Genomic DNA, 22,313 nt, shown 5'->3' on the forward strand with positions numbered 1-22,313 from the left:
ATTGCTGAACGGGGCTAGAGAGTCCGTAAGGGATTGGTGTTCGCACGGAATCCGCATGTCCGTGTGCGCAAAGGGAGGGTTGCGGATGATCCGCTCGGAACTGGTTCAGTTGCTGGTGCAGGACAATCCGGGCCTCTCGGTCCGTGAGGTCGAGAAGATCGTGTCCGTCTTTTTCGATGAGATCGTCGGCCGCCTCCAGCAGGACGGCCGGGTCGAGCTCCGCGGCTTCGGCGCCTTTTCCACCCGCGCACGCGATGCGCGTACCGGCCGTAACCCGCGCACGGGCGAGACGGTCGAAGTCGACGCCAAGCGCGTCCCCTATTTCAAGCCTGGCAAGGAAATGCGCATCAAGCTGAACGTCTGACGCCGGGCGCCGGATGGCGCGCGTGCTTGACGATGCTTTGCGCATGCGCTTCGTGCGCCTGCACGATGCGGACGTGGCGGAACCGGTAGACGCCGGAGACTTAAAATCTTCTGCCCTTCGGGGCGTGCGGGTTCGAGTCCCGCCGTCCGCACCAGCGCTGAGCCAGCGTTCCCGCTACCCTAAGCGGGCCCCAAGGCCGGATTACCCCGACCGTCGCCTCGGCGACCATGATCGCATCGCCGGATCGGCGGGGGTTGGCAGCCCATGCGCGGCGCCATACACCAAGCATACCCCAGCCGGATCCATTCCCCGATGCGCCCAAGCTTCCTTGCCCTGCTGCCCCTGCTCGCGCTTGCGGCGTGTGGCGGCGGTGCGGGTCAGCGGCGCGACAACACCGTCGTGGTGGTGAGCGCCATCGGCAGCGGCAGCACGTTCGCCGATCCCGATACCGGCCCACTGGATCCCGCGCACCGCGTGCTGATGGGCGCGGCTGCGCAGGGACTGGTCCGCTTCGACGCCACCGGCCAGATCGAGCCCGGCCTGGCCGAGCGTTGGATCGTGATCGACGACGGCCGCAGCTACATCTTCCGGCTGCGTGACGACGCGACCTGGCCCGATGGCGAGGCCGTCACCGCCGGCGAAGTCGTCCGTGTCCTGCGCCGCGCCATTCAGCCGCGTTCGCGCAATCCGCTCGCCCCCTTCCTCGCGGTGATCGACGAGATCGTCGAGATGACTCCGCAGGTAATCGAAGTGCGGCTGAAGCGCCCGCGCCCGGACCTGCTCAAGCTGTTCGCCCAGCCGGAGATGGCCGTGTTCCGGCTCGACAAGCTCGATGGCAGCGGCCCGTTCCGCGCCACCCAGAACCGCGCGGGCGTGCTGCTCAGGCCCGTCCCCGAACCCGGAGATCCGGACGAGGCAGCGGCACCGCGCCCCCAGGAGACCCTGCAGTTCCGCGGCGAGCGCGCCTCGATGGCGCTCGCCCGTTTCCGGGAAGGACAGTCCGACCTGGTGCTGGGCGGCAGCTTTGTCGATTGGCCCCTGGTCGGCGTGGTCGGCATCGCTGGCCCGAATGTGAAGCTCGACAACGCACTCGGGTTGTTCGGCCTGGCCGTCGCCTCGCGCGAGGGCTTCTTCGCAGATCAGGCCAACCGCGCGGCAATCGCCATGGCGATCGACCGTCCCACGCTCACCCGTCAGATCCACCCCGATTGGGCCCCGGTCGAGACGCTGCTGCCCAGCCAGCTCGATTCCGCCAGTGCCCCCGCCCAACCGGCCTGGGCATCGCTCGATCTCGACGCGCGCCGGCAGAATGCCCGCAATACCGTAGCCAACTGGCGCCGAAGCCACCCGGGACCGGTCACCATACGGGTAGCCCTGCCCTCGGGCCCCGGCGCCAATCTTGTCTGGTCGCGAATCGCCGAAGCGCTCTACGCTATCCGGCTGACCCCGGTCCGCGTCGCGCAGGACGCCCCCGCCGACCTGCGGCTGATCGATGCCGTCGCGCCCTATGACAGCGCCCGCTGGTTTGTCGCCACCGCGTGCGAGGCCTGCTCGCCCCAGGCCCAGGCGCTGATCGAAGCGGGCCGTGACGCGCCCGACCTCGACGCCCGCGCCGCACGCATCGCCGATGCCGACGCCGCGCTCACCGCCGACATCGCATACATCCCTATCGCCCAGCCCTTCCGATGGTCTATCGTCGCGCTGCGGCTGCAGGCCTGGCAGGGGAACGCCCGGGCGTGGCACCCGTTGAACCACCTGCGCAACGAGACGAGGTGAACGTGGCGAAGACGACGCGGATGGCTTCGGGGGCAAGGGCGGCGGCGAGTGCGCTGCCGCTGGGAACGCATGCGGCCGACGTCCGCAAGCGGATCGAGGCGATGGAGCATCTGCTCGAGCGCAGCGTGCCCATCCCCGGCACCAAGGCCAAGGTCGGCCTCGACGCGATCCTGGGGCTCGTCCCCATCGGCGGCGACGTGATCGCGGCGCTGCTCGGACTCTACATCGTCTGGGAAGCCCGCAACCTGAAGATGCCGAAGACGACGATGATCCGCATGCTCGGCAATGTCGGCTTCGACTGGGCGATCGGCCTGGTGCCCGTGGTGGGCGACGCAGCCGACTTCCTGTTCAAGTCGAACAGCCGCAACCTGAAGCTGATCAAGCGCCACCTCGACCGGCACCACCCGGGCACCTCGACGATCGACCACCGTTAACGGCGGCCGCCACCCCGCCAGATCTTGAGCGCGGCGCCGTCCGCGGCCCCGCCGCTGTTCGGCTTGCAGCGCTCATAGCGCAGCCCGGTGTCGAGGCAGAGCCACAGCTCGTCGAGCCAGTTCTCCTTGGTCACCGTCACGCGGATCGCCTCGGCCGGAATGTTCGGATTGGCGGCAGCGAAGCGCGCCTTGAACTGGCCGACGGTCAGGTTGCCGCGCGACAGCTGGTCCATGTCCGGATAGCGCACCAGGTCATAGAGCCGCCTGGCCGTGGCGAAATAGGTGGCGGGCGACATGGTCGTGCAGGTGCCGTGCTTGGCCCATTCGTGCTGGATCAGCTGGGCCGAGGGGGTGGCGCACAGCATCTGCTTGATCTGCGCCGGCGGCAGGATGCGCGTATCGGCGCAATATTGCGGCCAGGTCTTGCCCGTCCCGTCGGGCCACAGGCCGTGCAGGGTGAAGCCGAAACGCGCGCTCCGGCTGCAGCGGAAGCGGTTCTCCGGATTGGCAGCATCGGCGCGGCACAGGCCGGGGTTCCAGGTCAGTGCCAGCGTATAGCTGCCGATCGGCAGGATGCGGCGCGGCTGCCTTGCATCGGGCAGGTCCGGACGCGGCCGCTCGACACCCGCGGCGGTGCGGCACATCAGCGCCTGGGCCGATGCCATGCCCGGCAGCAGCGCGAGCCCGGTGCCGGCGATCCCGAGAAGCAGCTTGCGCATCCCCATCTTCCTCATCCTTGGGTGAAATCCAGGCCGATATCGGCGGCGGGAGCCGACTGGGTCAGGCGACCGACGCTGACATAGGTGACGCCGCTTTCGGCAAGCGAACGGATCGTATCGAGCCGCACCCCGCCCGAAGCCTCGGTCGGCACCCGCCCGGAGACCAGCGCCACCGCCTCGCGCAGTGTCTCCGGCCCCATATTGTCGAGCAGCAGGTGAGTGGCGCCGGCTTCCAGCGCCGGCTCGATCTGGTCGATCCGATCGACCTCGACGATGATGTGCTCGATGCCCGCGGCCACCGCGCGGCGCGCCGCCTCGCCCACCGAACCGGCGACGGCGACATGATTGTCCTTGATCATCGCCGCGTCCCACAGGCCCATGCGGTGATTGGTCGCCCCGCCCATGCGCGTGGCATATTTCTCGAGCACGCGGAGACCCGGCAGCGTCTTGCGGGTGTCGAGCAAGGTCGTGCCGGTGCCGGCGATCGCAGCGACATAGGCGCGCGCCATCGTCGCGATGCCGGACAGGTGCTGCACCGTGTTGAGCGCCGATCGCTCGGCGGTGAGCAGCGCGCGGGCCTTGCCGCGCAGCCGCATGAGATCGGTACCGGCAGGCACCTGCTGCCCGTCCTCGACCAGCCGCTCGATCTCCACCTCGGGATCGAGCGCGCGGAAGAACGCCTCGGCGATCGGCAGCCCCGCGACGGTGATCGCGTCGCGGCTGTCCATCACCCCGGTGAACACGGCATCCGCCGGAATCACGGCGGCGGAAGTGATGTCTCCCTTGTCGCCCAGATCCTCGGCAAGGGTGGCGGCGACGAAGGCGTCGAGATCGAAGCGGTCGAGCGTAAAGGCCATGCGCTGCCCTTAGGAGCCATGCCCCGTGGCGGCAATGGCGACCTGCCGAACGGATGCCATTGACCGAAGCCAGCCCGCCGGGTCATCGATAGCCCATGGCCGATGTCGAACCCGCCCTGTTCCCGGATATCCGTGGTCTGCACACATATTGGGAGCGCAAGGCCTGCCATCTCGCCGCGCCGCCCGAAGACTGGCTGGCGGACAAGCTGCTGCTCGATCTGCTGGGGCTGGGGACAGAGCAGGCCATACAATATCTTGCCGTAGAGAGACCGGACTTTGACGGTTTCCGCCGCTGGATCCTCGCCACCGCCGGTTCGCCCGAGCCGCTGGAAATCGCCCGGTTCCACGCCGCGCTGGATGGCGCCCCGCCCCCGCCGGCCGTTGCCGCACGGCTAGCGGCGATCGATGCGATGCCCGACACGCTGGACTCCACCGACCTCGCCCATTGGGAAGAGCACGGCTATGTGGTGATGCACGACGCAGTCACGCCCGAGGGAGCGGAAGCGGCCGCGACCCTGCTCTGGGAAACCGTCGGCGCCGACCCGTCCGATCCTGCAACCTGGTATTCGGCGCGCGGCCAGGGGATGATGGTCCAGCTGTTCCAGCATCCGGCGCTCGAAGCGGTGCGGCGGTCGGCCCGGGTGCACAAGGCCTTTGCCCAGCTCTGGGGCACCAGCGACCTGTGGCGCCGCGTCGACCGGATGAGCTTCAACGCGCCGCTGCACCCCAGGCATAGCTTCGCCGCGCCAAGGCTGCACTGGGATGTAAGCCTGGTGCCGCCGATCGCCTTCGCCACCCAGGGGGTGCTGTATCTATCGGACACCAGCGAGGACCAGGGCGCGTTCGAGCTGGTGCCCGGCTTCCATCACGAGTTGCTCGAATGGCTCGACGGATTGGGGGATGCCGATCCACGCAAGGTGGACCTGAGCGATCGCGCGGTGCGCATCCCGGGTCGCGCAGGCGACCTGATCATCTGGCGGCACGACCTGCCGCACGGCGCCAGCCCGAACACGACCGACCGGCCAAGGCTGGCGCAATATGTGAACTTCTATTCGGCGACGATGGGCATCCAGCCGGAATGGCGCTGAGCCACCGCGGCGGCCAGCTTGCAATGTAGGATTTCGTCTGCTGGGCTCGCGCCGCCGGCTCCATGGCCGGCCGCTCTTTGAAGCCGCTGGAAAAATAGGATCACGCGCACGCAATCATGTTGCGGGACGCACGACTTCCCCGGGAAAACAGGGAAGACAAGCACCGGCGAAACCCGTTCCAGGCGTGTACTTTGTGTACTTTCGCGAGTCGCAGCCGGACGCGTGTTGGAGCGCGTCGATCGCGCCTTAGTCGCCCTTGGTGGGGTCGCCGCCGATCGCGCCGAGATCGCCCTGCCCGACCGTGCTCGACGCCATCTCCAGCATCCGGTCGAGGCTCTTCTTGGCCTGGAGGCGCAGCCCCTCCTCGATCTCGATGCGCGGAGTGAGATCGCGCAGCGCGAGGTAGAGCTTCTCCATGTTGTTGAGCGCCATGTACGGGCAGATATTGCAGTTGCAGTTGCCGTCGGCACCCGGCGCGCCGATGAAGGTCTTCTCCGGCATCGCCTTCTGCATCTGGTGGATGATGTGCGGCTCGGTGGCGACGATCAGGATATCGCCGTCCATTGCCTGCGAGAATTCCAGGATGCCGCGGGTCGAGCCGACATAATCGGCGTGATCGAGGACATGCGGCGGGCATTCGGGGTGCGCGGCAACCGGAGCGCCGGGATACTGCGCCTTGAGCTTCAGCAGCTCGGTTTCGCTGAACGCCTCGTGCACAATGCATACGCCCGGCCAGAGCAGCATGTCGCGGCCGATCTTGCGCTTGAGATAGCCGCCCAGGTTGCGGTCCGGCCCGAAGATGATCTTCTGGCTCTCGGGAATCTGGGCAAGGATCTTCTCGGCCGAGCTCGAGGTGACGATGATGTCGCTGAGCGCCTTCACCTCGGTCGAGCAGTTGATATAGGTCAGCGCGATATGATCCGGGTGCGCGGCACGGAAGGCGGCGAACTGCTCGGGCGGGCAGCTGTCCTCGAGGGAGCAGCCGGCGTTCATGTCGGGCAGCACCACGATCTTCTCGGGGCTCAGGATCTTCGCCGTCTCGGCCATGAAGCGCACACCGCAGAAGGCGATCACATCCGCATCGGTCTCCGCCGCCTTGCGGCTGAGGTCGAGGCTGTCGCCGACGAAGTCCGCCAGGTCCTGCAGCTCGGGCTTCTGGTAATAATGGGCGAGAATGACGGCGTTGCGCTCCTTGCGCAGCCGATCGATCTCGGCGCGGAGATCGAGCCCGCTCAAGCTGCCGCCAATGCCGTTGCGCGCGTCCATGCCAACCATACTCCCTTGCCCGCGCCGCACATGGCCCGGCGCGAGCCCGGGTTCAAGGCCGTTCGGGCTCACCACTTGTTGTTGATGACATCCTCGGGCCGGCGCGAGACGTCCCATTGCTCGCTCGGGCGGTTCAGCTCGTCGGGGAACAGCACCTCGACGCTGCCGTCGATCCCGGCGGCCTTGAGCGGCATGGTGAAGCTGCGCTCGATCGCGCGGCGCGTCGCGTCGCGGGCCATGCGCATGTACGGGCCCGAGCGCGCCTGGTTGAGCAGTTCCTGCTGCCCGGCCTTGCGGTTCGCCTCGTCGAGCTTGCCCCCGACATTGGTGACCGAAAGCAGAATGCCGCCATTGTCATACTGGCGGATGGCGTTGAGATCGACCGCGGGATCGGTCGCCTCGACCGCAGGCAGCTTGATGGTGAGCCGCTTGTTCGCCGCATCCCAGGTGACGTCGTCCTGGCCGAGCTTCGACAGATCGACTTCGTAGCGGACGCTGCCCGGCATGATCATGGTCTTCTGCGCGGTAAGACCCAGCTGGCTCTGCTTCGAGGTCACCACCGCGACGAACTTGGCGGCGAAAGCGGACAGGCGGTTCTGCTCGCGCAGCCCCTGCAGGCTGGCCTGGGCAACCGTCTCGGGCGTGGGGCCCTGGAACTGGCGCTTGATCGTGTCGCCGATGAACCAGAATCCGGCGCCAAGCATCAGGGCGATTGCCAGCAAGATCGCCAGCGTCACGCCCAGCAGCTTCAGGCAGCCGCTCCCCTGCTTCACGCTGCCATCTTCCAACTATCGCCCTCCTCGATCACCAGCCCCCGATCGCGCAGGTCGATCAGATGCGCGAGCACAGACCGGCCCGCCGCGCCGTTGAGACGCGGGTCGAGGCCTACATACATGCGCTCGACCATGGCGGGAACCGCGCCGACATCCGCCTTGAGCAGGCGCAGGATCTGGCCCTCGCGCTGCTTGCGGTGGCCGATCAGCCCGCGCACGAACCGGTGCGGCCGCTCGATCGGCTCGCCATGCGCGGGGAAGTAGATGCGGTCCTGCGCGCGCGCCATCAGCACCTCGAGGCTGCGCATATAGGACGCCATGTCGCCATCGGGCGGCGCGACCACGGTGGTCGACCAGCCCATGACATGATCACCGCTGAACAGCGCGCCGCTCTCCGTCAGCGCGAAGCAGAGGTGGTTGGAAGTATGGCCGGGCGTGGCGACGGCGGTGAGCGTCCAGTCGGGGCCGGTGACGGACTCGCCGTCCGCCAGCACCCGATCGGGTGCATAGCCGGTGTCGAAGGCGGCATCGGCGCGCGGGCCGGCATCGGCGAGCGACAGCGGGGCACAACCGATGATCGGCGCCCCGGTCAACGCCTTGAGCGGCGCGGCGGCGGGGCTGTGGTCGCGGTGCGTGTGCGTGCAGAGGATCGCCACCACCTTGCGCCCGGCGATCGCGCCGATCAGTGCGGCGATATGCTCGGGATCGTCGGGGCCCGGATCGATCACGGCAAGCGCGGTCGTGCCGACCAGATAGGTCTGCGTGCCGGTATAGGTGAAGGGCGACGGGTTGGGCGCCAGCACCCGGTTGACCAGCGGATCGAGCGCCATGGCCCGGCCGGTCGGAGCGTCCGTGGGGATGTCCATGCGCCCGAGATGGCCTTTGCGGCGGCGCAGCGCAAGACTGGCCTCGAAAACGAAACGGGGCCGGCTGCGAAGGAGTGGCAGCCGGCCCCGTCGAAGGGCGTTCGTGAAAGGGGCAACAATCCGAACGCCCTTCCCCTCGCGGGTTACTTGTCGGCGTTGGCGCCGCCCTTTTCGAGCTCGGCGATCGCCTCATCGATGCCCTTCAGTGCCTTGGCACGCTGCTCGGGGCTGAGGTCGGGCTGGCTCTCGATCGAGCGGCGGGCAACCTGCAAGCCGATCGTAGCCGAACGCATGCCGACCCGCTTCGCCTCGAACGCGGCCTTCTCGGCCTGGACAGTGATCTTTTCGATCCGGTTCGAGCAGATGATCATGATCTTCTTGCCGTTCCGCTCGAAATTCTCGACGACCGGCTTGCCGTCCGTGGTGTCGGTGCACTTGCTGTTGCGGACTTCCGGAACGCGGGAGCGAAGCTCGTCGATGTCCGGCATGTCCTTCTCGGTCTTGCTGCCGTCAGCGTGGACCATCACGATCTTGGTGACGCGCTTGCCGTCCTTCTTGTCCTTGCCGTCCCCGGTGACCGTATAGCTGTAGGTGCGGACCTTGACCGGGCCTTCCGGCGCTTCCGGGGCCTCGGGTACGGCAGGAACGGCCTGGGGCGAGACCGGCGCGGGCGGTGCCGGCGGCGCGGGCACGTCCTGGTCGAGCTTGATGCCGGTTACCTTCTCCACCTTCACCTTGATGGTCTCGGCAGCCTGGGTACCGGAAGCGGTGAGGCCGAGCGCGGCGAGGCCCAGCGCCGTGGTGCCGACCAGGCCGGCGGCCAGGCGGGCGGGGGAATTCTTGTGGGTCTTCGAAAGCATGCGGAGCCTCCCTTTGACTTCGTTGATTGTGTGCAAGTGACATGCCGCCGAGACCGCACCCCCATGCGCGGACTTGACGATCGCACGGCCATAAGCATGGCGCAGTGCCTGGGCGCGGCCGGCGAGCACCAGGGCGTCGCAGGCCATTTCCTGGTCGGCGCGGAAGGCACGGAATGCCCGCCAGGCGACCGGATTGAACCAGTGGAGCGCGAGGACGATGAGCGCGACCCAGTTGGCGATCAGATCGCCGCGGACATGGTGGCCCAGCTCATGGGCGAGCGCGAGATCGCGCTCCTGCTCATCGTAACGCTCGTTGAAGTCGCACGGGAAGGCGACATATTTGCGCATCACCCCGAAGGCGAGTGGCCCGTGAACCGCGTCGGTCTCGATCACCCGCACCTTGCCCTGGGCGATGGTGCGGTCGATGCGCGCCGCCCGGAGCAGCTTGGCGCAGTGCCGACGGTGCGCGATCAGGTGATAGGCGAGGAACGCCAGCGCGCCGAGCGCCCACAGGCCGATGGCAAGGATCAGCAGGCTGGGCCCGCTCGCACTATAGGTGGGCGCGACCAGCGCCGCCGTGGCGGGATGGCTGCCGCTGCCGATCTCCACGATCGTCACCGCGCTCCTGTCGATCGTGGCGGGCAGTGCCTCGGGCTTGATGATCCCCGTGACGATCCCCGGTACGTCCGCCTCGCGGACGAAGGGAGCGATCAGGCTGGTGAGGGTCCAGTCGCCGGGCAGCGGCGGCATCAGCAGCCGGAGTACCGGCATGGCCCACAGCGCATAGGCCATTTGCGGGCCGAAGGCGCGGCGGACCGGTGCCCGGATGACGAGCACCAGCAGCATCAGCAGCGTGCTCGCGATGAAGGTCTCGACGATCCAGCCGGTCATTGCTTGAGATCCTTCAGCAGTGCCTCGATCTCGGCGATGTCCTGGTCGGTAAGCTCATCGCGCTCGGCGAGATGGGCGACCAGCGGAGTCAGCTTGCCGCCGAACAGCCGGTCCATCAGCTTGCGCGATTCTCCCGCGACATAGTCGCCACGGACGACCAGCGGACGATAGAGGTAGCGACGGCCCTCTTCCTGGTGCCCGATGATGTTCTTGGCGAGCAGGCGGCCGAGCAGGGTCTTGACCGTATTGGCGCTCCAGCCGCGCTCGGTGGGCACGCGCTCGGCAACTTCCTGGGCAGTGAGCGGCGACTCCTCCCAGAGCACTTCCATCACGGCATGCTCTGCATCGCTGATCCGTTCCGTCATCACGTCCCTCTTTTGCTGACTACGCCTGTAATCGTCACGATTACGCTTGTAGTCAAGCGGGTGAACGCTGGCTGAACGGAAACTGACGGCTTTGCTGCTGGATGGTCGGCGCAACCTGCCGAAACTGTCGGAATCGCTTACAAGTCCAACAACAGGTTAACCCTCGCTAACCAGTGAAACCCGCGCAAATCCGGGGTTCGTGAAAACTGGCACGCGGACTGCAAAGTATAGGGCACCCCAAGCGTTCAACGCTTCATTTCAGGGTGGGTCGACCGCTACTTTCCCCGGTCTCGCGTCGACCCACCCGACCCGGGTTCCCCAGAACGAATCGAGCAAGTGGCGTCACGACGTCGCATCATGGCGGCGTGCAGCCATGACGTCACGAAAAGGCCGCCACCCGCGAAGGAGTGACGGCCCGATATTCCAGACGCGTGCCGCGAGATCAGGCGGCGGCGTTGTCGGCGAGAAGCTGGGCGAGTTCGCCGCTCTCGTACATTTCCATCATGATGTCCGAACCGCCGACGAACTCGCCGTTCACATAGAGCTGCGGGATGGTCGGCCAGTCGGAGAATTCCTTGATCCCCTGGCGGACACCCTGGTCCTGGAGCACGTCGACGCTCTCGAACTCGGCGCCGAGATGGTTGAGGATCGCCACCGCGCGGCTGGAGAAGCCGCACTGCGGGAAGAGCGGACTGCCCTTCATGAACAGCAGCACCTTGTTGCTGTCGACCAGCTGCTGGATGCGGGCCTGGGTATCGTCGGTCACTTGGTCTTACTCCTCGACAGGCGCTTCGGTGGTGAGCTGGAGCGCGTGGAGCACGCCACCCATCCGCCCGCCGAGCGCGGCATAGACCGCCTGGTGCTGGCGCACCCGCGGCATGCCCTTGAACATCGGCGCGACAACCCGCGCCGCATAATGGTCGCCGTCCCCGGCGAGATCGGTGATCTCGACCCGGGCATCGGGGATGCCGGCCTTGATGAGATCCTCGATCTCGCTGGCCGCCATCGGCATCAGATCTCGCCCATCAGCTGGCGACGTGCCTCGACGGTCTGCTCGTCGAGCGCGCGGCGCACCGCGGCGTCATCGGCCTCGACCCCGGCGGCGAGCAGGTCGCCCAGCACCTTGCGGATCACGTCCTCGTCACCGGCTTCCTCGAAATCGGCTTGGACGACGGCCTTGGCATAGGCGTCGGTCTCTTCCGGGGTGAGCTTCATCTGGGCCGCAGCCCACTGGCCGACCAGCTTGTTGCGGCGGGCCGTGACGCGGAAGGCCATGTCCTCGTCGCGGGCGAACTTCGCCTCGAATGCCTTTTCGCGATCGTCGAACGTGGTCATTGCAGTCCCCTATATGGCGTTTGGTGCGGAGATAGGGGGGCGATGGGCGCTAGGCAAGCGAGTGGGCGCCGAACTCGGCGGGCCGGGGCCACTCCCTCGTCCATGCGCCCACCCCGGCAGGCGCCGCAACGCTTGACGGTCAGCCCGGGAATAATAATAAACAGAGTACTCGCTCTTTTATTGGATTCGCATGCGCACCGTCGATCCCGTCAAACATGCCTTCCAGCGACAGGCCGTCCTCGCCGCGGCGCGGGCCTGCTTCATGCGCGATGGCTTCCATAGAACCAGCACCGAGGCCATCCGCATCGAGGCCGGCACGAGCTCGGGCAAGCTGTTCCACTATTTCCCGAACAAGAAGGCGATCATCCTCGCCGTCGTGGAGGATCAGAGCCGGCAAACCGCAAGCTGGATGGAATCCCTGCGCCGGCAACCGCAATTCCCCGCGGCATTGGCCGCTTTCCTCGACGGGATCCTGCACCTCGCCAGCGACCCGGGCGAGCGACGGCTCATCCTGGAGATTGCAGCGGAGGGCGCGCGCGACGCGGATGTCGCCGCAGCGAGCATGGCCGGTGATCGGCTGCTGGAGGAAGGGCTTGCGGCACTCCTCCGGGACGCAACCGCCCGGGGCCAGGCGCATCCGTTGATCCCGACCGATCATGCCGTCCGCTTCCTCATGGTGCTGGTCGACGGGATCTTCAGCCGCGTCGCCGTCGATGGGAACTTCGATCCCATGGCGGAGCGCGCCGCGCTGACAACCGTGATCCGAGCCATTTTCGGCATCGACGCGACCGATCGCGATGCATGATCGCATCACCAATATCGATGCGGTCCGGGGAAGCGCCCTGTTCGGCATTCTGGTGGTCAACGCCATGGTCTTCTCCTCGCCATGGTACGGGACCGGGCTCATGCCGCCGGGCGGAAGGACCCCGCTGGACGGCGCCCTCGCCTTCGCGATCTCCACGGTCTTCGAGCTGAAATTCTACCTGCTGTTTTCCTTCCTGTTCGGCTACAGCGTCACCCTTCAAATGCAGTCGGCGGAAAGGGCGGAGGCCGCGTTCCTGCCGCGCATGCTGCGCCGTCAGGCCGGGCTGTTTCTGATCGGGGCCTGCCACGCCGTCCTGCTGTTTCATGGCGACATCCTCGCCACCTATGCAGTGCTGGGCCTCCTGCTCCTGATGGCACGACGTTGGCGCGATGCAACCAGGCTATGGCTCGCCGCCGCCATCATCCTGGCGACAGCGGCCTTCTGGTTGCTGCTGGCCCTCCTCCAGGCGAGCGAGCCGATGCGGCAGGATTCCTTGGCACTCCAGCAGCACGCCGAAGCAGTCGCCGCTGCCTTTCGGGGGTTGATGCCGTCGATCGTGGGCCAGCGCCTGGAAGAGCTGCAGTCCTTCCTGCCGATGCTGCTCCTGCTCCAGGCACCCTGTGCACTGGCGATGTTCCTGCTCGGTTTCGTCGCCGGCCGCCGCCGATTCTTCGAGGCGCGCGAAACCTATGGGCCATATCTCGGCCGGGCATCCCGTTGGGGGTTGCTGGTCGGTTTGCCGGGAGGCCTTGCCTATGCGGCGGCGACGCAGCTCGCGCCCGGCTCTCCGCTTGAAACGGCCGCACTGGCCCTCTCCATCGTCACATCGCCATTCCTGACGATGGCGCTGATGGCCGCGATGCTCACGATATTCGATTCCGGCCGGACCGAGCCCTGGCGCGACTATCTGGCAAGCGCCGGCCGCATGGCGCTCTCCAACTACCTCCTGCAATCGCTGGTCTGCGCCTTCATCTTCTACGGCTATGGCCTGGGCCTGATCGGGCGACTGTCCACCGCGCAGACGCTCGGCACGGTCATCCTGATCTTCGGCGCCCAGCTGCTCGCGAGCCAATGGTGGCTTCGGCGCTTCCGTTATGGCCCCGCCGAGTGGCTGTTACGCGCAATGACCATCGGTCAATGGCCGCAATGGCGTGCCGACCGGCATGCCGGCGGGTGAGAAGGCCCGAACCCACCACATCGCCCTGACGTGAAGCAGGGGAAGGGAAAGCTCAGACCCGCACCACGACCTTCCCGATCACCTGGCGCGCGGCCATCTTGGCAATCGCCTTGCCGCCATCGGCGAGCGGGAACGTCTCGGTGACCTTCGGCGCGATCTTGCCCTCGGCCCAGAGGCGGAAGAGATGCTCGACATGGGCCTGGTTCGCCTTGGGATCGCGCGCCGCGAAGGCGCCCCAGAAAACGCCGCACACGTCGCAGCTCTTGAGCAGGGTCAGGTTGAGCGGCAGCTTGGGAATGCCCGCAGGGAAGCCGACCACCAGGTAGCGCCCTTCCCAGCCGATCGCACGCAGTGCCGGCTCGGCATAATCGCCGCCCACGGGATCGTAGACCACGTCCGCACCCTGCGGCCCCAGCGCCGCCTTGAACTGCTCGGCCAGCACCTTGGACTGGTCCCTGTCGAACGGCGCACGGCCGTAGACCAGCGTCTCGTCGGCGCCCGCCGCCTTGGCCGCCGCCGCCTTCTCCTCGGAGGAAACCGCCGCGATCACCCGCGCGCCGAACGCCTTGCCGAGCTCGACCGCCGCCAGGCCGACGCCGCCGGCCGCACCGAGCACGAGCAGGTTATGCCCCTCGCGCAGATGGCCGCGATCGAGCAGCGCGTGGATCGTCGTCGCATAGGTGAGCAGCAGCGCCGCGCCTTCCTCGAAGCTGCGGCCCTCGGGCAGCCTGAACAGGCGGAAGGATTCGATCGCTATCCTTTCGACCAGGCCACCATGGCCCGTCACGGCGATTACCCGGTCGCCAACCGCCCAATCGGTCACGCCCTCGCCGACGCTTTCGATCACGCCGGCGATCTCGCCGCCCGGCGCGAAGGGCCTGGGCGGCTTGAACTGGTACTTGTCCTCGATGATCAGGAAGTCGGGATAGTTGATCGCGCAGGCCTTCACCGCGACCACCACCTGCCCCTTGCCGGCGACCGGATCGGCGACTTCCTCGAGGATTAGAGTGTCAGGTCCGCCCGGCTCCTTCGAGAGCAATGCCTTCATGTCCGCCTCCTACAGCGATCCACGGGCGCTCTGCGGCCACCGCGGATTCGAATTTCGAAATCGCGGTATCCTTTGCCAGCGTCATGCCGATCTCGTCCAGCCCTTCCATCAGGCACTGGCGGCGGAACGCGTCCAGCTCGAAGGCGAAGCGATCCTGGAACGGCGTGGTGACGGTCATCGTCTCGAGGTCGACGGTAATCTCGTCGGTCTTCGCCACTTCGACCAGCCGGTCGACGGCTTCCTGCGGCAGCACCACCGGCACGATGCCGTTCTTGAAGGCATTGCCCGAGAAGATGTCCGAGAAGCTCGGCGCGATCACCGCCTTGATGCCGAGATCGGCGAGCGCCCAGGCCGCATGCTCGCGGCTGGAGCCGCAGCCGAAATTGTCGCCGGCGACGAGCACAGGGGCGCCGGCATAGCGCTCGTCGTCGAACACATTGCCCGGCTGCGCGCGCACGCTTTCGAACGCGCCCTTGCCCAGCCCTTCGCGCGTGGTGGTCTTCAGCCAGTGCGCGGGAATGATGATGTCGGTGTCGATATTCTTGGCGCCCCACGGATAGGCGCGCCCCTCGACCTTGCGAACGGCTTCCACTTATTCTGCCTCCCGGTTCAGCGGGCGGCTGCGGTCTCCGCCTTCGCTTCCATGACCCTGCCGGTCGTTGCATAGGCTGCTGCCAGCCCGCTCAGCACCGTTGCTGCGATCAATGCGACAAGCGCACGCTTCATACTTCATCCCCTTACGCATCCTCCGACATCAGCTCCCTGACATCGGTGAGGCGCCCCCGTATCGCTGCCGCCGCCGCCATTGCGGGTGAAAGCAGGTGCGTCCGCGCCCCAGGACCTTGTCTTCCTACGAAATTTCGATTCGAGGTGGAAGCACAACGTTCGCCGGCGGGGACCTTGTCGGGGTTCATGGCGAGACACATCGAGCAACCCGGCTCGCGCCACTCGAAACCTGCCTCGCGGAAGATGCGGTCCAGCCCCTCGGCCTCGGCCTGGCGCTTGACCAGCCCGGAACCCGGCACGATCAGCGCCTGGCGGATGCGATCGGCGACGTGATGGCCCTTCACCACCGCGGCGGCGGCGCGCAGATCCTCGATTCGGCTGTTGGTGCACGAGCCGATGAAGACATGCTCGATCGACACGTCTTCCATCCGCATGCCGGGGGTGAGCCCCATATAGTCGAGCGACTTCTGCGCGGCGACGCGCTTGGCCGGATCCTCGAAGCTCTCCGGATCGGGCACGGCGCCGGTGATCGGCACCACGTCCTCGGGGCTGGTACCCCAGGTGAGCGAGGGCGCGATGTCGCTGGCCTGCAGGATCACGCTCTTGTCGTAACGCGCGCCGGCATCGGTCGGCAGCGTCTTCCAATAGGCGACGGCTCTGTCCCAGGCCTCGCCCGTCGGTGCCAGCGGCCGGCCCTTGATATAGTCGAAGGTCGTCTGGTCCGGTGCGATCAGGCCCGAGCGGGCGCCGCCCTCGATCGACATGTTCGAGACGGTCAGCCGCCCCTCGATCGACATGGCGCGGATAACCTCGCCGGTGAACTCGATGACATAGCCGGTGCCGCCGGCGGCGCCGATCTTGCCGATGATCGCCAGCACGACGTCCTTGGGGCTCACCCCGAAGCCGAGCGTGCCATCGACGCGGATCTCCAGCGTCTTGCTCTGCTTCAGCAGCAGCGTCTGGGTCGCAAGGACATGCTCGACCTCGCTGGTGCCGATCCCGAAGGCAAGCGCGCCCAACGCGCCATGCGCCGACGTATGACTGTCACCACAAACCAGCGTCGTGCCCGGCAGCGTGAAGCCCTGCTCGGGACCGACGACATGGACGATGCCCTGCCGCGCATCGAGCGCGTCGATATAGGGTACGCCGAACTCGGCGACGTTCGCGCGCAGGGCGGAGAGCTGGCCGGCGCTGGCCGCGTCGGCGATCGGCAGCTCACGGCCGGCGGCATCGACGCGCGCAGTGGTCGGCAAATTATGGTCGGGAACCGCAAGCGTAAGGTCCGGACGGCGCACCGGCCGCCCCGCCGCGCGCAGGCCGGCAAAGGCCTGGGGGCTGGTCACCTCATGGACGAGGTGGCGGTCGATATAGATCAGGCAGGTTCCATCATCCCGGCGCTCGACCACATGGTCGGCCCAGATCTTTTCGTACAGAGTGCGAGGTTGAACGGTCATGCGGGCGCTTTAGTCGATTCTTGCGCACAGGCAAGCGTTCGTGCAACTTTCCATCGCATAGTTGAACTATTCTCCGGTCCGGCAACCGCGCGGTGCCATTGGACCGGAGATAGGAATTGCCGACCGCGACCGCCACTGCGGCCAGGTTCTGCATCACTCCGTTTCGGCATATCTCGTCACCCCGGCCTTGTGCCGGGGTGACGGTAGGGGGAGAGCGATGGCAACCTTCAATCCTGAATGCTGATACGCTCCAGGGTCACGAGCGAGACGGTAGAGAAACCCCGGGCCCTGATGGCGCGCCCTAGCGCCCGCCCTTCGCGGCCTCCGCCTTGAGATAGGCCTGCAGCGCGACGATCTCCTGGTCGGTGAAGGCCGAGAAACCGGCACGGGCGACGACTCCCATCAGCCCCAGGTCACGCTTGCTCATCCCCTGCCCCGTGCGCATCAGCTTGTCGAACGCGGCGGGATCGTAGGAAGCCACCATCGGCGCCAGCGCCGGCACCTTGGTCTTGCCGTCTTCCATCGTGCCGTCCTCGTGCAGCTTGTGGCAGGCCTGGCAGGCGACGCTCGAATAATAGCGGCCGACATCGGCGGGGCGCTTCGCCGCCGAGACATTGGCCGGCGTCGCCATCGCCGGCAGCGCACCGGTGAGCAGCAGGAAACGGCCGATCGGCCCGAACCGGTTCTGCGCCTTGCTGTCCTGCGGGCCAGGCTTGAGCGTGCGGATCCAGGCGATGATCCTGCCGAGATCGTCGTCGGAGATATGCCCCAGCGAGTGGCTGGGCATGATGAAGGTCGAGCTGCCGTCCTTCTTCACGCCGTGGCGGATCAGCCGGGCAAGCTCGGCATCGCTGAGCTGCGCCGCCATCTTGGCGATCGGCGGCGGTGCCACCGTGCCGAACATCGGATCGGAGAAAATCTGCTGCCCCTGCCCCTCTGCCGCATGACAATCGCGGCACATGACGATCTTGGCGAGGCGGCCGCCCTCGGCCACCGACGCGGCATCCTTCGGCACGGCGATCGCGACTTCCGGCACGGCATGGCTGCGGCGGAGCACCCATTCGGAACCCGCAAAGACGATGATGGCAAACAGCACGGCAAGGCCGGCCAGAACGGCCAGTCCACGAAATATCCAGCGCATGTATAATTCCCAAGGCTCAAAAGTGTATCAAGCCACTAATACACAGCCAGCCCCAGCGGATTATGCCGCGGCCGGACCTTCCTTAGGGGAGACGTAAGACGGATCATGCGCGAAAGGCAGTGGCCTCCCGCCGCGCAGCGTATCCAGAACTTCTGCGAACCCGGTCTCACACCGAAAGCCGAGTCTTTGCTCGGCGCGGGCTGCGTCATAGATGCGGCCGATGCTGCTGGGAAGTTCCCATCCCTTCGCACGATATAACTCCGGTGCATCGGGGAAATGACGGGCAATTACCGTAGCGGCATCGTGCTTGAGTTCCGAGCAATCCGCGCGCGAGAAGGGTGTCGGCGCAGAAACGATGCAAGTATCGAAGCCGATTTCCGGCGCCTTCTCCAGCGCAACCAGATGCGCCCGCGCCGCGTCCTCTACCGTGAGACGGCGATTAAGCAGTTCATTCGCCTTCATATTCTCGCCGGACAGCGCATGGTGGGTATCATCATCTTCCGGGAAGAAACGGCTGGTGCGCAGCACGACGCAGTTGAGCCCGTCGTTCAGCCAGGCGAGCCGGCAGAGCTGCTCGGCGGCAAGCTTGGTGACGCCGTAGATGTTGCGCGGCTCGAGCGGGCCCGAAGCCTCATCGAGCCACACCGCCGCGTCGCCGGCCTCGTCGCGGATCGCCTGGCTGATCATCAGCGAGGTGGTGGATGTGAACACGAACCGGTCATGCCCGGCCTTCGCGGCCGCCTCGAGCAGATTGAGCGTGCCGGCGACATTGACGTCGATGAACGCCTGGGCGGGATAGCGGGCGATGTCGGGCTTGTGCAGCGCGCCGCCATGGATCACCGCCTCGATCCCCCGCTCGGCGAAGGTGCGATCGACAAGTGCGCGATCAGCGACCGATCCGGCCACATCGGTATCCACGCCCGGGGCGACATCAAGCCCGGTCACCTGGTGGCCATTCGCACGCAGCAAAGGCGCAAGGAAACGGCCGAGCCAGCCGGACGAGCCTGTCAGCAGGATATGCATCGAGGTGGATATGCCCGAGGCATCGCAGTGTCGAAAGCCCCTCCCCTTCGGGAGAGGGGCTTTAGGTCAGGAGAGCACCGGCACCGGCGAAGCCTTGGCCTCGGCCGGCTCCCGCGCGTCCTGCCATTCCGTCCGCCGCTTCACCCGGAAGTTCAGGAACAGCACCGGCAGCTTGAGAAACAGCAGCTCGGAATGAATGAAGGTGTCGATCCCCCGCTCCCACCAACGGGACTCGCGCTTGCCGTTCGCCTTGAGCCAGCCTTCATAGGGGGCCCAGTGGCTCGGCTCATCCTTCTCGATGATCCGGAAGATCTTCATCAGCACCTTGTCGCCGGTCACCAGCGGATGCCTGAGCAGGATCTCCACCTGCTTGTGCCCGCGCTGCTCGGTGAGCGAGATCACCCGGCAGAGCTTCTCGAACTGGTCATCCTCGGCGATGATCCGCCTGGTATCGAGCTCGTCGATCGTCCGGCGGAACATGATCTCGACGAAGCGGTCGATATGGCCGCAGGTCCGATCGACCTGGAGCGGCATCTTGCCCCGCAGCTCGAACCAGCGCTTGAACATGACATAATGCTTGCGCTCGTCGGCGCGGTGCTTCTCGATCGCGGCGATCAGGGCGTGGTCATCGGGCGCACGCGCCTTCACGGCCTCGAGCACCCGGTCGATGCTCGTATAGCCCCGATGCTCGTTATAGATGTAGATCGAACCGAGCAGGTCGAGGTAGCGGCGGCGGAACCAGTCGATCATGGGCGGAGGCTACGCCCTTGCGCAGCCCCCGGCCAATTAATTCGCGTCCATGCGGCGCTGCAGCAACTTATGCCGTCGCCAGCGCCACTTCGTACTTCGCGGTGGTCTTCGCCGCGACGTCTTCCTCGCTCACGCCCGGTGCCAGCTCGATCAGGCGGAAGGGCGAGCCGTGATCGGGGCGCTGGAACACCGCGAGATCGGTGATGATCATGTCGACCACATTCTTGCCGGTAAGCGGCAGGTCGCAGCTCGGCACGAACTTGGGCGCGCCATCCTTGGAGTTGTGCTCCATCACGACGATGATCTTCTTGACGCCGGCGACCAGATCCATCGCGCCGCCCATGCCCTTGATCATCTTGCCCGGGATCATCCAGTTGGCAATGTCACCGGTCTCGCTGATCTCCATCGCGCCGAGCACGGTGAGATCGATATGGCCGCCGCGGATCATCGCGAAGCTCTGCTCCGAGCCGAAATAGACCGACTGGGGCAGCTCGCTGATCGTCTGCTTGCCGGCGTTGATCAGATCGGGATCGACTTCGTCGTCAAAGGGAAACGGGCCGATGCCGAGCATGCCGTTCTCCGACTGGAGCGTCACCTCGACCCCTTCCGGGATATGGTTCGCCACCAGCGTGGGGATGCCGATGCCCAGATTGACGTAGAAGCCGTCCTGCAGCTCCTTCGCGGCGCGCGCCGCCATCTCGTCACGGGTCCAGGCCATTATTTCTTCTCCTCGGCCGGATCGGCCCATTGCTTGTCCTTGGGAAACACCTCGTCCATCCCGCCCTTGAGGCCGGAGCCGTAGACCGGGTTGGGCAGGATGAACCAGCCGCGCCCCCAGAGCGGGGCGATCAGCGTGTTGCCGGTGGTGTTGCGTCGCGCCGGCGTCGACAGGTCCCTGGCGTTGAACAGGTCGCTGAAATCACCGAGCTGGTCGCCGCCCATCGCGACGATGCAGTAGCGCTCGGCGATCTTCCAGCGCCGCTCGTCCTTGCCGCTCGGCGCACTGTCGTCGCGCAGGATCAGCGTGTCGCCCAGGGTCACCGGGCCCAGCCCGGCCTTGTTCAGCGCATCGATCGTGAAGGCCGCGGTGCTGGCCGAGCGATTGGTGTTGTAGATCACGGTGATGCCGTCGCCGCGGATCGCGGCGATCGTCTCGGCGGCGCCGGGCACGGCCTCCACCTTGTCGGCGCCGGTCTCTTCCCAGCGCGTCCAGCGGCCCTGGTCATAGCCGGGCCCACGCCTTGCCGCATCGCTTTCGAAGCCAAGGTTGAGCAGCACGGTCTCATCGACATCGAACACCACGGCAAGCGGGCGCTTGCCGCAGGTATCGAACTTGGGCGAGGTCAGGGTGGAATCGCGCGTCATCACCACCGAGCTGATCTGGCTCTTGTCGCGGCGGAAGCGCAACTCGTCATGCAGATAGCGCCACAGCGCGGCATAGGCCTGGAGGCTGAGCGCCGACGCCTCGCCCGAGCCATAGAGGAACTGCATTTCCGGCGGGACCTTGCCGGGCGCGACGGCTGCCGCGGTGGGCCCGCCGCTGGGCGGCGGCAACGCCGTCAGGCCGGTGACCTGCGCCTTCTTGCCGTCCTCGGTGACATAGACATCCCCGGCACGCGGCACGGCCTGCTTCTCGCGCTTGCTCTTCTTGCGCGCCTTGCCGTCCTGCGTGGTCTTGACCACCTGCGCACCGGCCATGAGCGGCACCGCGGCCACTGCCGCGACACAACCCGAAAGGCCGGTCGCGGCAAGCGCCAGGCCGGCTATCGCCAGGCGGCTGGTCACGCCTGCTGCGCCTCGGGGCGCGGCCGGGTGGTGCGGAACTCGATCTTCTTGTCGTAGGGCGCGCCCACGATCAGCCGCTTCACATAGATGCCGGGCAGATGGATCGCGTCATGATCCAGGCTGCCCACCGGCACCACTTCCTCCACCTCGGCGACGCAGATCCTGCCCGCGGTCGCCATCGGCTGGTTGAAGTTGCGCGCGGTCTTGCGGAAGATCAGGTTGCCGCTCTCGTCGGCCTTCCAGCCCTTGATGATCGACAGGTCGCTGCGGATGCCGCGCTCGAGGATATATTCCTCGCCGTCGAACACCTTCACTTCCTTGCCCTCGGCCACCAGCGTGCCGACGCCGGTCTTGGTGTAGAAGCCGGGGATGCCCGCCCCGCCCGCGCGGCAACGCTCGGCCAGCGTGCCCTGGGGGCAGAATTCCACTTCGAGTTCGCCCGAGAGATACTGGCGCTCGAACTCCTTGTTCTCGCCGACATAGGACGAGATCATCTTCTTCACCTGGCGGGTGCGCAGCAGTTTGCCGAGCCCCTCGCCATCGATGCCGGCATTGTTGGAAGCGATCGTCAGGTCCTTGGTGCCCGCATCGCGGATCGCGTCGATCAGCCGCTCGGGGATGCCGCACAGGCCGAACCCGCCCGCGCAGATCGTCATGCCATCGAACAGCAGCCCTTCCAGCGCTGCTTCTGCGTTGGGATAGAGCTTCTTCATCGGCGATTCTCTCCTGACTTCGCCGGGGCGATAATCCGGGCGCAGCCTGCCGGTCAAGCAAACCTGAACCGACTTTCAACTTCGTGGTGCAGCGGCG

The 22,313-nt window shown here is 66.6% G+C and carries 25 protein-coding genes and 1 tRNA gene; 7 read left to right on the forward strand and 19 right to left on the reverse strand.

The window, feature by feature from the left end:
* Positions 1 to 85 precede the first annotated feature (85 nt).
* The 4 genes from AC1RJ5_RS07150 (at position 86) to AC1RJ5_RS07165 (ending at position 2,574) form a co-directional block, all read left to right on the forward strand.
* Entirely contained in the window at positions 86 to 364 is a 279-nt protein-coding gene (locus AC1RJ5_RS07150; RefSeq protein WP_184169453.1) for an integration host factor subunit beta, read from the forward strand.
* Positions 365 to 431: 67 nt separating this feature from the next.
* Positions 432 to 518, forward strand: a tRNA-Leu gene (locus AC1RJ5_RS07155).
* A gap of 158 nt (positions 519 to 676) precedes the next feature.
* Complete coding sequence (locus AC1RJ5_RS07160; protein ID WP_342250408.1) at positions 677 to 2,140, forward strand: ABC transporter substrate-binding protein; 1,464 nt, start codon at positions 677 to 679, stop codon at positions 2,138 to 2,140.
* A gap of 2 nt (positions 2,141 to 2,142) precedes the next feature.
* Complete coding sequence (locus tag AC1RJ5_RS07165; protein WP_446745991.1) at positions 2,143 to 2,574, forward strand: DUF4112 domain-containing protein; 432 nt, start codon at positions 2,143 to 2,145, stop codon at positions 2,572 to 2,574.
* Here the strand turns inward: AC1RJ5_RS07165 and AC1RJ5_RS07170 are convergent.
* Entirely contained in the window at positions 2,571 to 3,293 is a 723-nt protein-coding gene (locus AC1RJ5_RS07170; RefSeq protein WP_493112493.1) for a ribonuclease T2, read from the reverse strand. The genes AC1RJ5_RS07165 and AC1RJ5_RS07170 overlap by 4 nt on opposite strands.
* A gap of 11 nt (positions 3,294 to 3,304) precedes the next feature.
* The gene (gene nadC / locus AC1RJ5_RS07175; protein WP_493112495.1) at positions 3,305 to 4,150 is read right to left on the reverse strand and encodes a carboxylating nicotinate-nucleotide diphosphorylase; all 846 of its coding nucleotides are present in this window, start codon (positions 4,148 to 4,150) and stop codon (positions 3,305 to 3,307) included.
* Positions 4,151 to 4,245: 95 nt separating this feature from the next.
* Here nadC and AC1RJ5_RS07180 point away from each other — a divergent pair, with 95 nt between their 5' ends.
* On the forward strand, positions 4,246 to 5,238 hold the full coding sequence (locus AC1RJ5_RS07180) for a phytanoyl-CoA dioxygenase family protein (protein ID WP_493112497.1): 993 nt from the start codon (positions 4,246 to 4,248) through the stop codon (positions 5,236 to 5,238).
* A 246-nt stretch (positions 5,239 to 5,484) separates the two neighbouring features.
* On the opposite strand, the gene nadA is transcribed toward AC1RJ5_RS07180, so the two are convergent.
* From nadA to AC1RJ5_RS07220, 8 genes are all read right to left on the reverse strand, one after another.
* The gene (gene nadA / locus AC1RJ5_RS07185; RefSeq protein WP_184170664.1) at positions 5,485 to 6,504 is read right to left on the reverse strand and encodes a quinolinate synthase NadA; all 1,020 of its coding nucleotides are present in this window, start codon (positions 6,502 to 6,504) and stop codon (positions 5,485 to 5,487) included.
* 68 nt (positions 6,505 to 6,572) lie between these two features.
* Positions 6,573 to 7,292, reverse strand: coding sequence for a DUF4230 domain-containing protein (locus AC1RJ5_RS07190; protein WP_269574490.1), 720 nt, complete (start codon positions 7,290 to 7,292; stop codon positions 6,573 to 6,575).
* Complete coding sequence (locus tag AC1RJ5_RS07195) at positions 7,274 to 8,143, reverse strand: MBL fold metallo-hydrolase (RefSeq protein ID WP_342250405.1); 870 nt, start codon at positions 8,141 to 8,143, stop codon at positions 7,274 to 7,276. The genes AC1RJ5_RS07190 and AC1RJ5_RS07195 overlap by 19 nt, the downstream gene beginning before the upstream one ends.
* Positions 8,144 to 8,286: 143 nt before the next feature.
* Positions 8,287 to 9,894 carry a M56 family metallopeptidase gene (locus AC1RJ5_RS07200; protein WP_493112500.1) on the reverse strand — a complete coding sequence of 536 codons (1,608 nt, stop codon included), beginning with the start codon at positions 9,892 to 9,894 and terminating at the stop codon, positions 8,287 to 8,289.
* Positions 9,891 to 10,259, reverse strand: a complete 369-nt coding sequence (locus tag AC1RJ5_RS07205) for a BlaI/MecI/CopY family transcriptional regulator (RefSeq protein WP_184169467.1) — start codon at positions 10,257 to 10,259, stop codon at positions 9,891 to 9,893. Before AC1RJ5_RS07205 ends, AC1RJ5_RS07200 begins: the two co-directional genes overlap by 4 nt.
* Before the next feature lie 442 nt (positions 10,260 to 10,701).
* Positions 10,702 to 11,025 (reverse strand): Grx4 family monothiol glutaredoxin, encoded by a 324-nt coding sequence (gene grxD, locus AC1RJ5_RS07210; RefSeq protein ID WP_269574487.1) that lies wholly within the window; start codon positions 11,023 to 11,025, stop codon positions 10,702 to 10,704.
* Positions 11,026 to 11,031: 6 nt separating this feature from the next.
* Complete coding sequence (locus AC1RJ5_RS07215) at positions 11,032 to 11,271, reverse strand: BolA family protein (protein WP_184169471.1); 240 nt, start codon at positions 11,269 to 11,271, stop codon at positions 11,032 to 11,034.
* Entirely contained in the window at positions 11,271 to 11,594 is a 324-nt protein-coding gene (locus AC1RJ5_RS07220; protein WP_184169473.1) for a DUF1476 domain-containing protein, read from the reverse strand. The genes AC1RJ5_RS07215 and AC1RJ5_RS07220 overlap by 1 nt, the downstream gene beginning before the upstream one ends.
* 190 nt (positions 11,595 to 11,784) lie before the next feature.
* Here AC1RJ5_RS07220 and AC1RJ5_RS07225 point away from each other — a divergent pair, with 190 nt between their 5' ends.
* Both AC1RJ5_RS07225 and AC1RJ5_RS07230 read left to right on the forward strand, forming a co-directional pair.
* The gene (locus AC1RJ5_RS07225; protein ID WP_342250403.1) at positions 11,785 to 12,399 is read left to right on the forward strand and encodes a TetR/AcrR family transcriptional regulator; all 615 of its coding nucleotides are present in this window, start codon (positions 11,785 to 11,787) and stop codon (positions 12,397 to 12,399) included.
* Positions 12,392 to 13,576, forward strand: coding sequence for a DUF418 domain-containing protein (locus tag AC1RJ5_RS07230; RefSeq protein ID WP_342250402.1), 1,185 nt, complete (start codon positions 12,392 to 12,394; stop codon positions 13,574 to 13,576). The genes AC1RJ5_RS07225 and AC1RJ5_RS07230 overlap by 8 nt, the downstream gene beginning before the upstream one ends.
* Before the next feature lie 52 nt (positions 13,577 to 13,628).
* Here the strand turns inward: AC1RJ5_RS07230 and AC1RJ5_RS07235 are convergent, their stop codons facing one another.
* From AC1RJ5_RS07235 to AC1RJ5_RS07275, 9 genes are all read right to left on the reverse strand, one after another.
* Positions 13,629 to 14,624 (reverse strand): NADPH:quinone oxidoreductase family protein, encoded by a 996-nt coding sequence (locus tag AC1RJ5_RS07235; RefSeq protein ID WP_342250401.1) that lies wholly within the window; start codon positions 14,622 to 14,624, stop codon positions 13,629 to 13,631.
* Positions 14,587 to 15,216, reverse strand: a complete 630-nt coding sequence (gene leuD, locus AC1RJ5_RS07240) for a 3-isopropylmalate dehydratase small subunit (RefSeq protein WP_269574483.1) — start codon at positions 15,214 to 15,216, stop codon at positions 14,587 to 14,589. The genes AC1RJ5_RS07235 and leuD overlap by 38 nt, the downstream gene beginning before the upstream one ends.
* A 145-nt stretch (positions 15,217 to 15,361) precedes the next feature.
* Positions 15,362 to 16,804: a 3-isopropylmalate dehydratase large subunit gene (gene leuC / locus AC1RJ5_RS07245; protein ID WP_493112505.1), complete on the reverse strand. Its 1,443-nt coding sequence runs from the start codon at positions 16,802 to 16,804 to the stop codon at positions 15,362 to 15,364.
* Positions 16,805 to 17,105: 301 nt separating this feature from the next.
* Positions 17,106 to 17,945: a c-type cytochrome gene (locus tag AC1RJ5_RS07250; RefSeq protein WP_493112507.1), complete on the reverse strand. Its 840-nt coding sequence runs from the start codon at positions 17,943 to 17,945 to the stop codon at positions 17,106 to 17,108.
* A 60-nt stretch (positions 17,946 to 18,005) separates the two neighbouring features.
* Positions 18,006 to 18,968 carry an NAD-dependent epimerase/dehydratase family protein gene (locus tag AC1RJ5_RS07255; RefSeq protein ID WP_493112509.1) on the reverse strand — a complete coding sequence of 321 codons (963 nt, stop codon included), beginning with the start codon at positions 18,966 to 18,968 and terminating at the stop codon, positions 18,006 to 18,008.
* Positions 18,969 to 19,034: 66 nt separating this feature from the next.
* The gene (locus AC1RJ5_RS07260; protein WP_269574479.1) at positions 19,035 to 19,718 is read right to left on the reverse strand and encodes a ferritin-like domain-containing protein; all 684 of its coding nucleotides are present in this window, start codon (positions 19,716 to 19,718) and stop codon (positions 19,035 to 19,037) included.
* A gap of 67 nt (positions 19,719 to 19,785) precedes the next feature.
* Entirely contained in the window at positions 19,786 to 20,436 is a 651-nt protein-coding gene (locus tag AC1RJ5_RS07265) for a 3-oxoacid CoA-transferase subunit B (RefSeq protein ID WP_184169491.1), read from the reverse strand.
* Entirely contained in the window at positions 20,436 to 21,503 is a 1,068-nt protein-coding gene (locus tag AC1RJ5_RS07270; RefSeq protein WP_493112512.1) for a 5'-nucleotidase, lipoprotein e(P4) family, read from the reverse strand. The genes AC1RJ5_RS07265 and AC1RJ5_RS07270 overlap by 1 nt, the downstream gene beginning before the upstream one ends.
* Positions 21,500 to 22,216, reverse strand: a complete 717-nt coding sequence (locus AC1RJ5_RS07275; RefSeq protein ID WP_269574477.1) for a CoA transferase subunit A — start codon at positions 22,214 to 22,216, stop codon at positions 21,500 to 21,502. The genes AC1RJ5_RS07270 and AC1RJ5_RS07275 overlap by 4 nt, the downstream gene beginning before the upstream one ends.
* Between the last annotated feature and the right edge of the window lie 97 nt (positions 22,217 to 22,313).

It is taken from the genome of Sphingomonas sp. GW822-FHT03G08, from assembly GCF_058801135.1.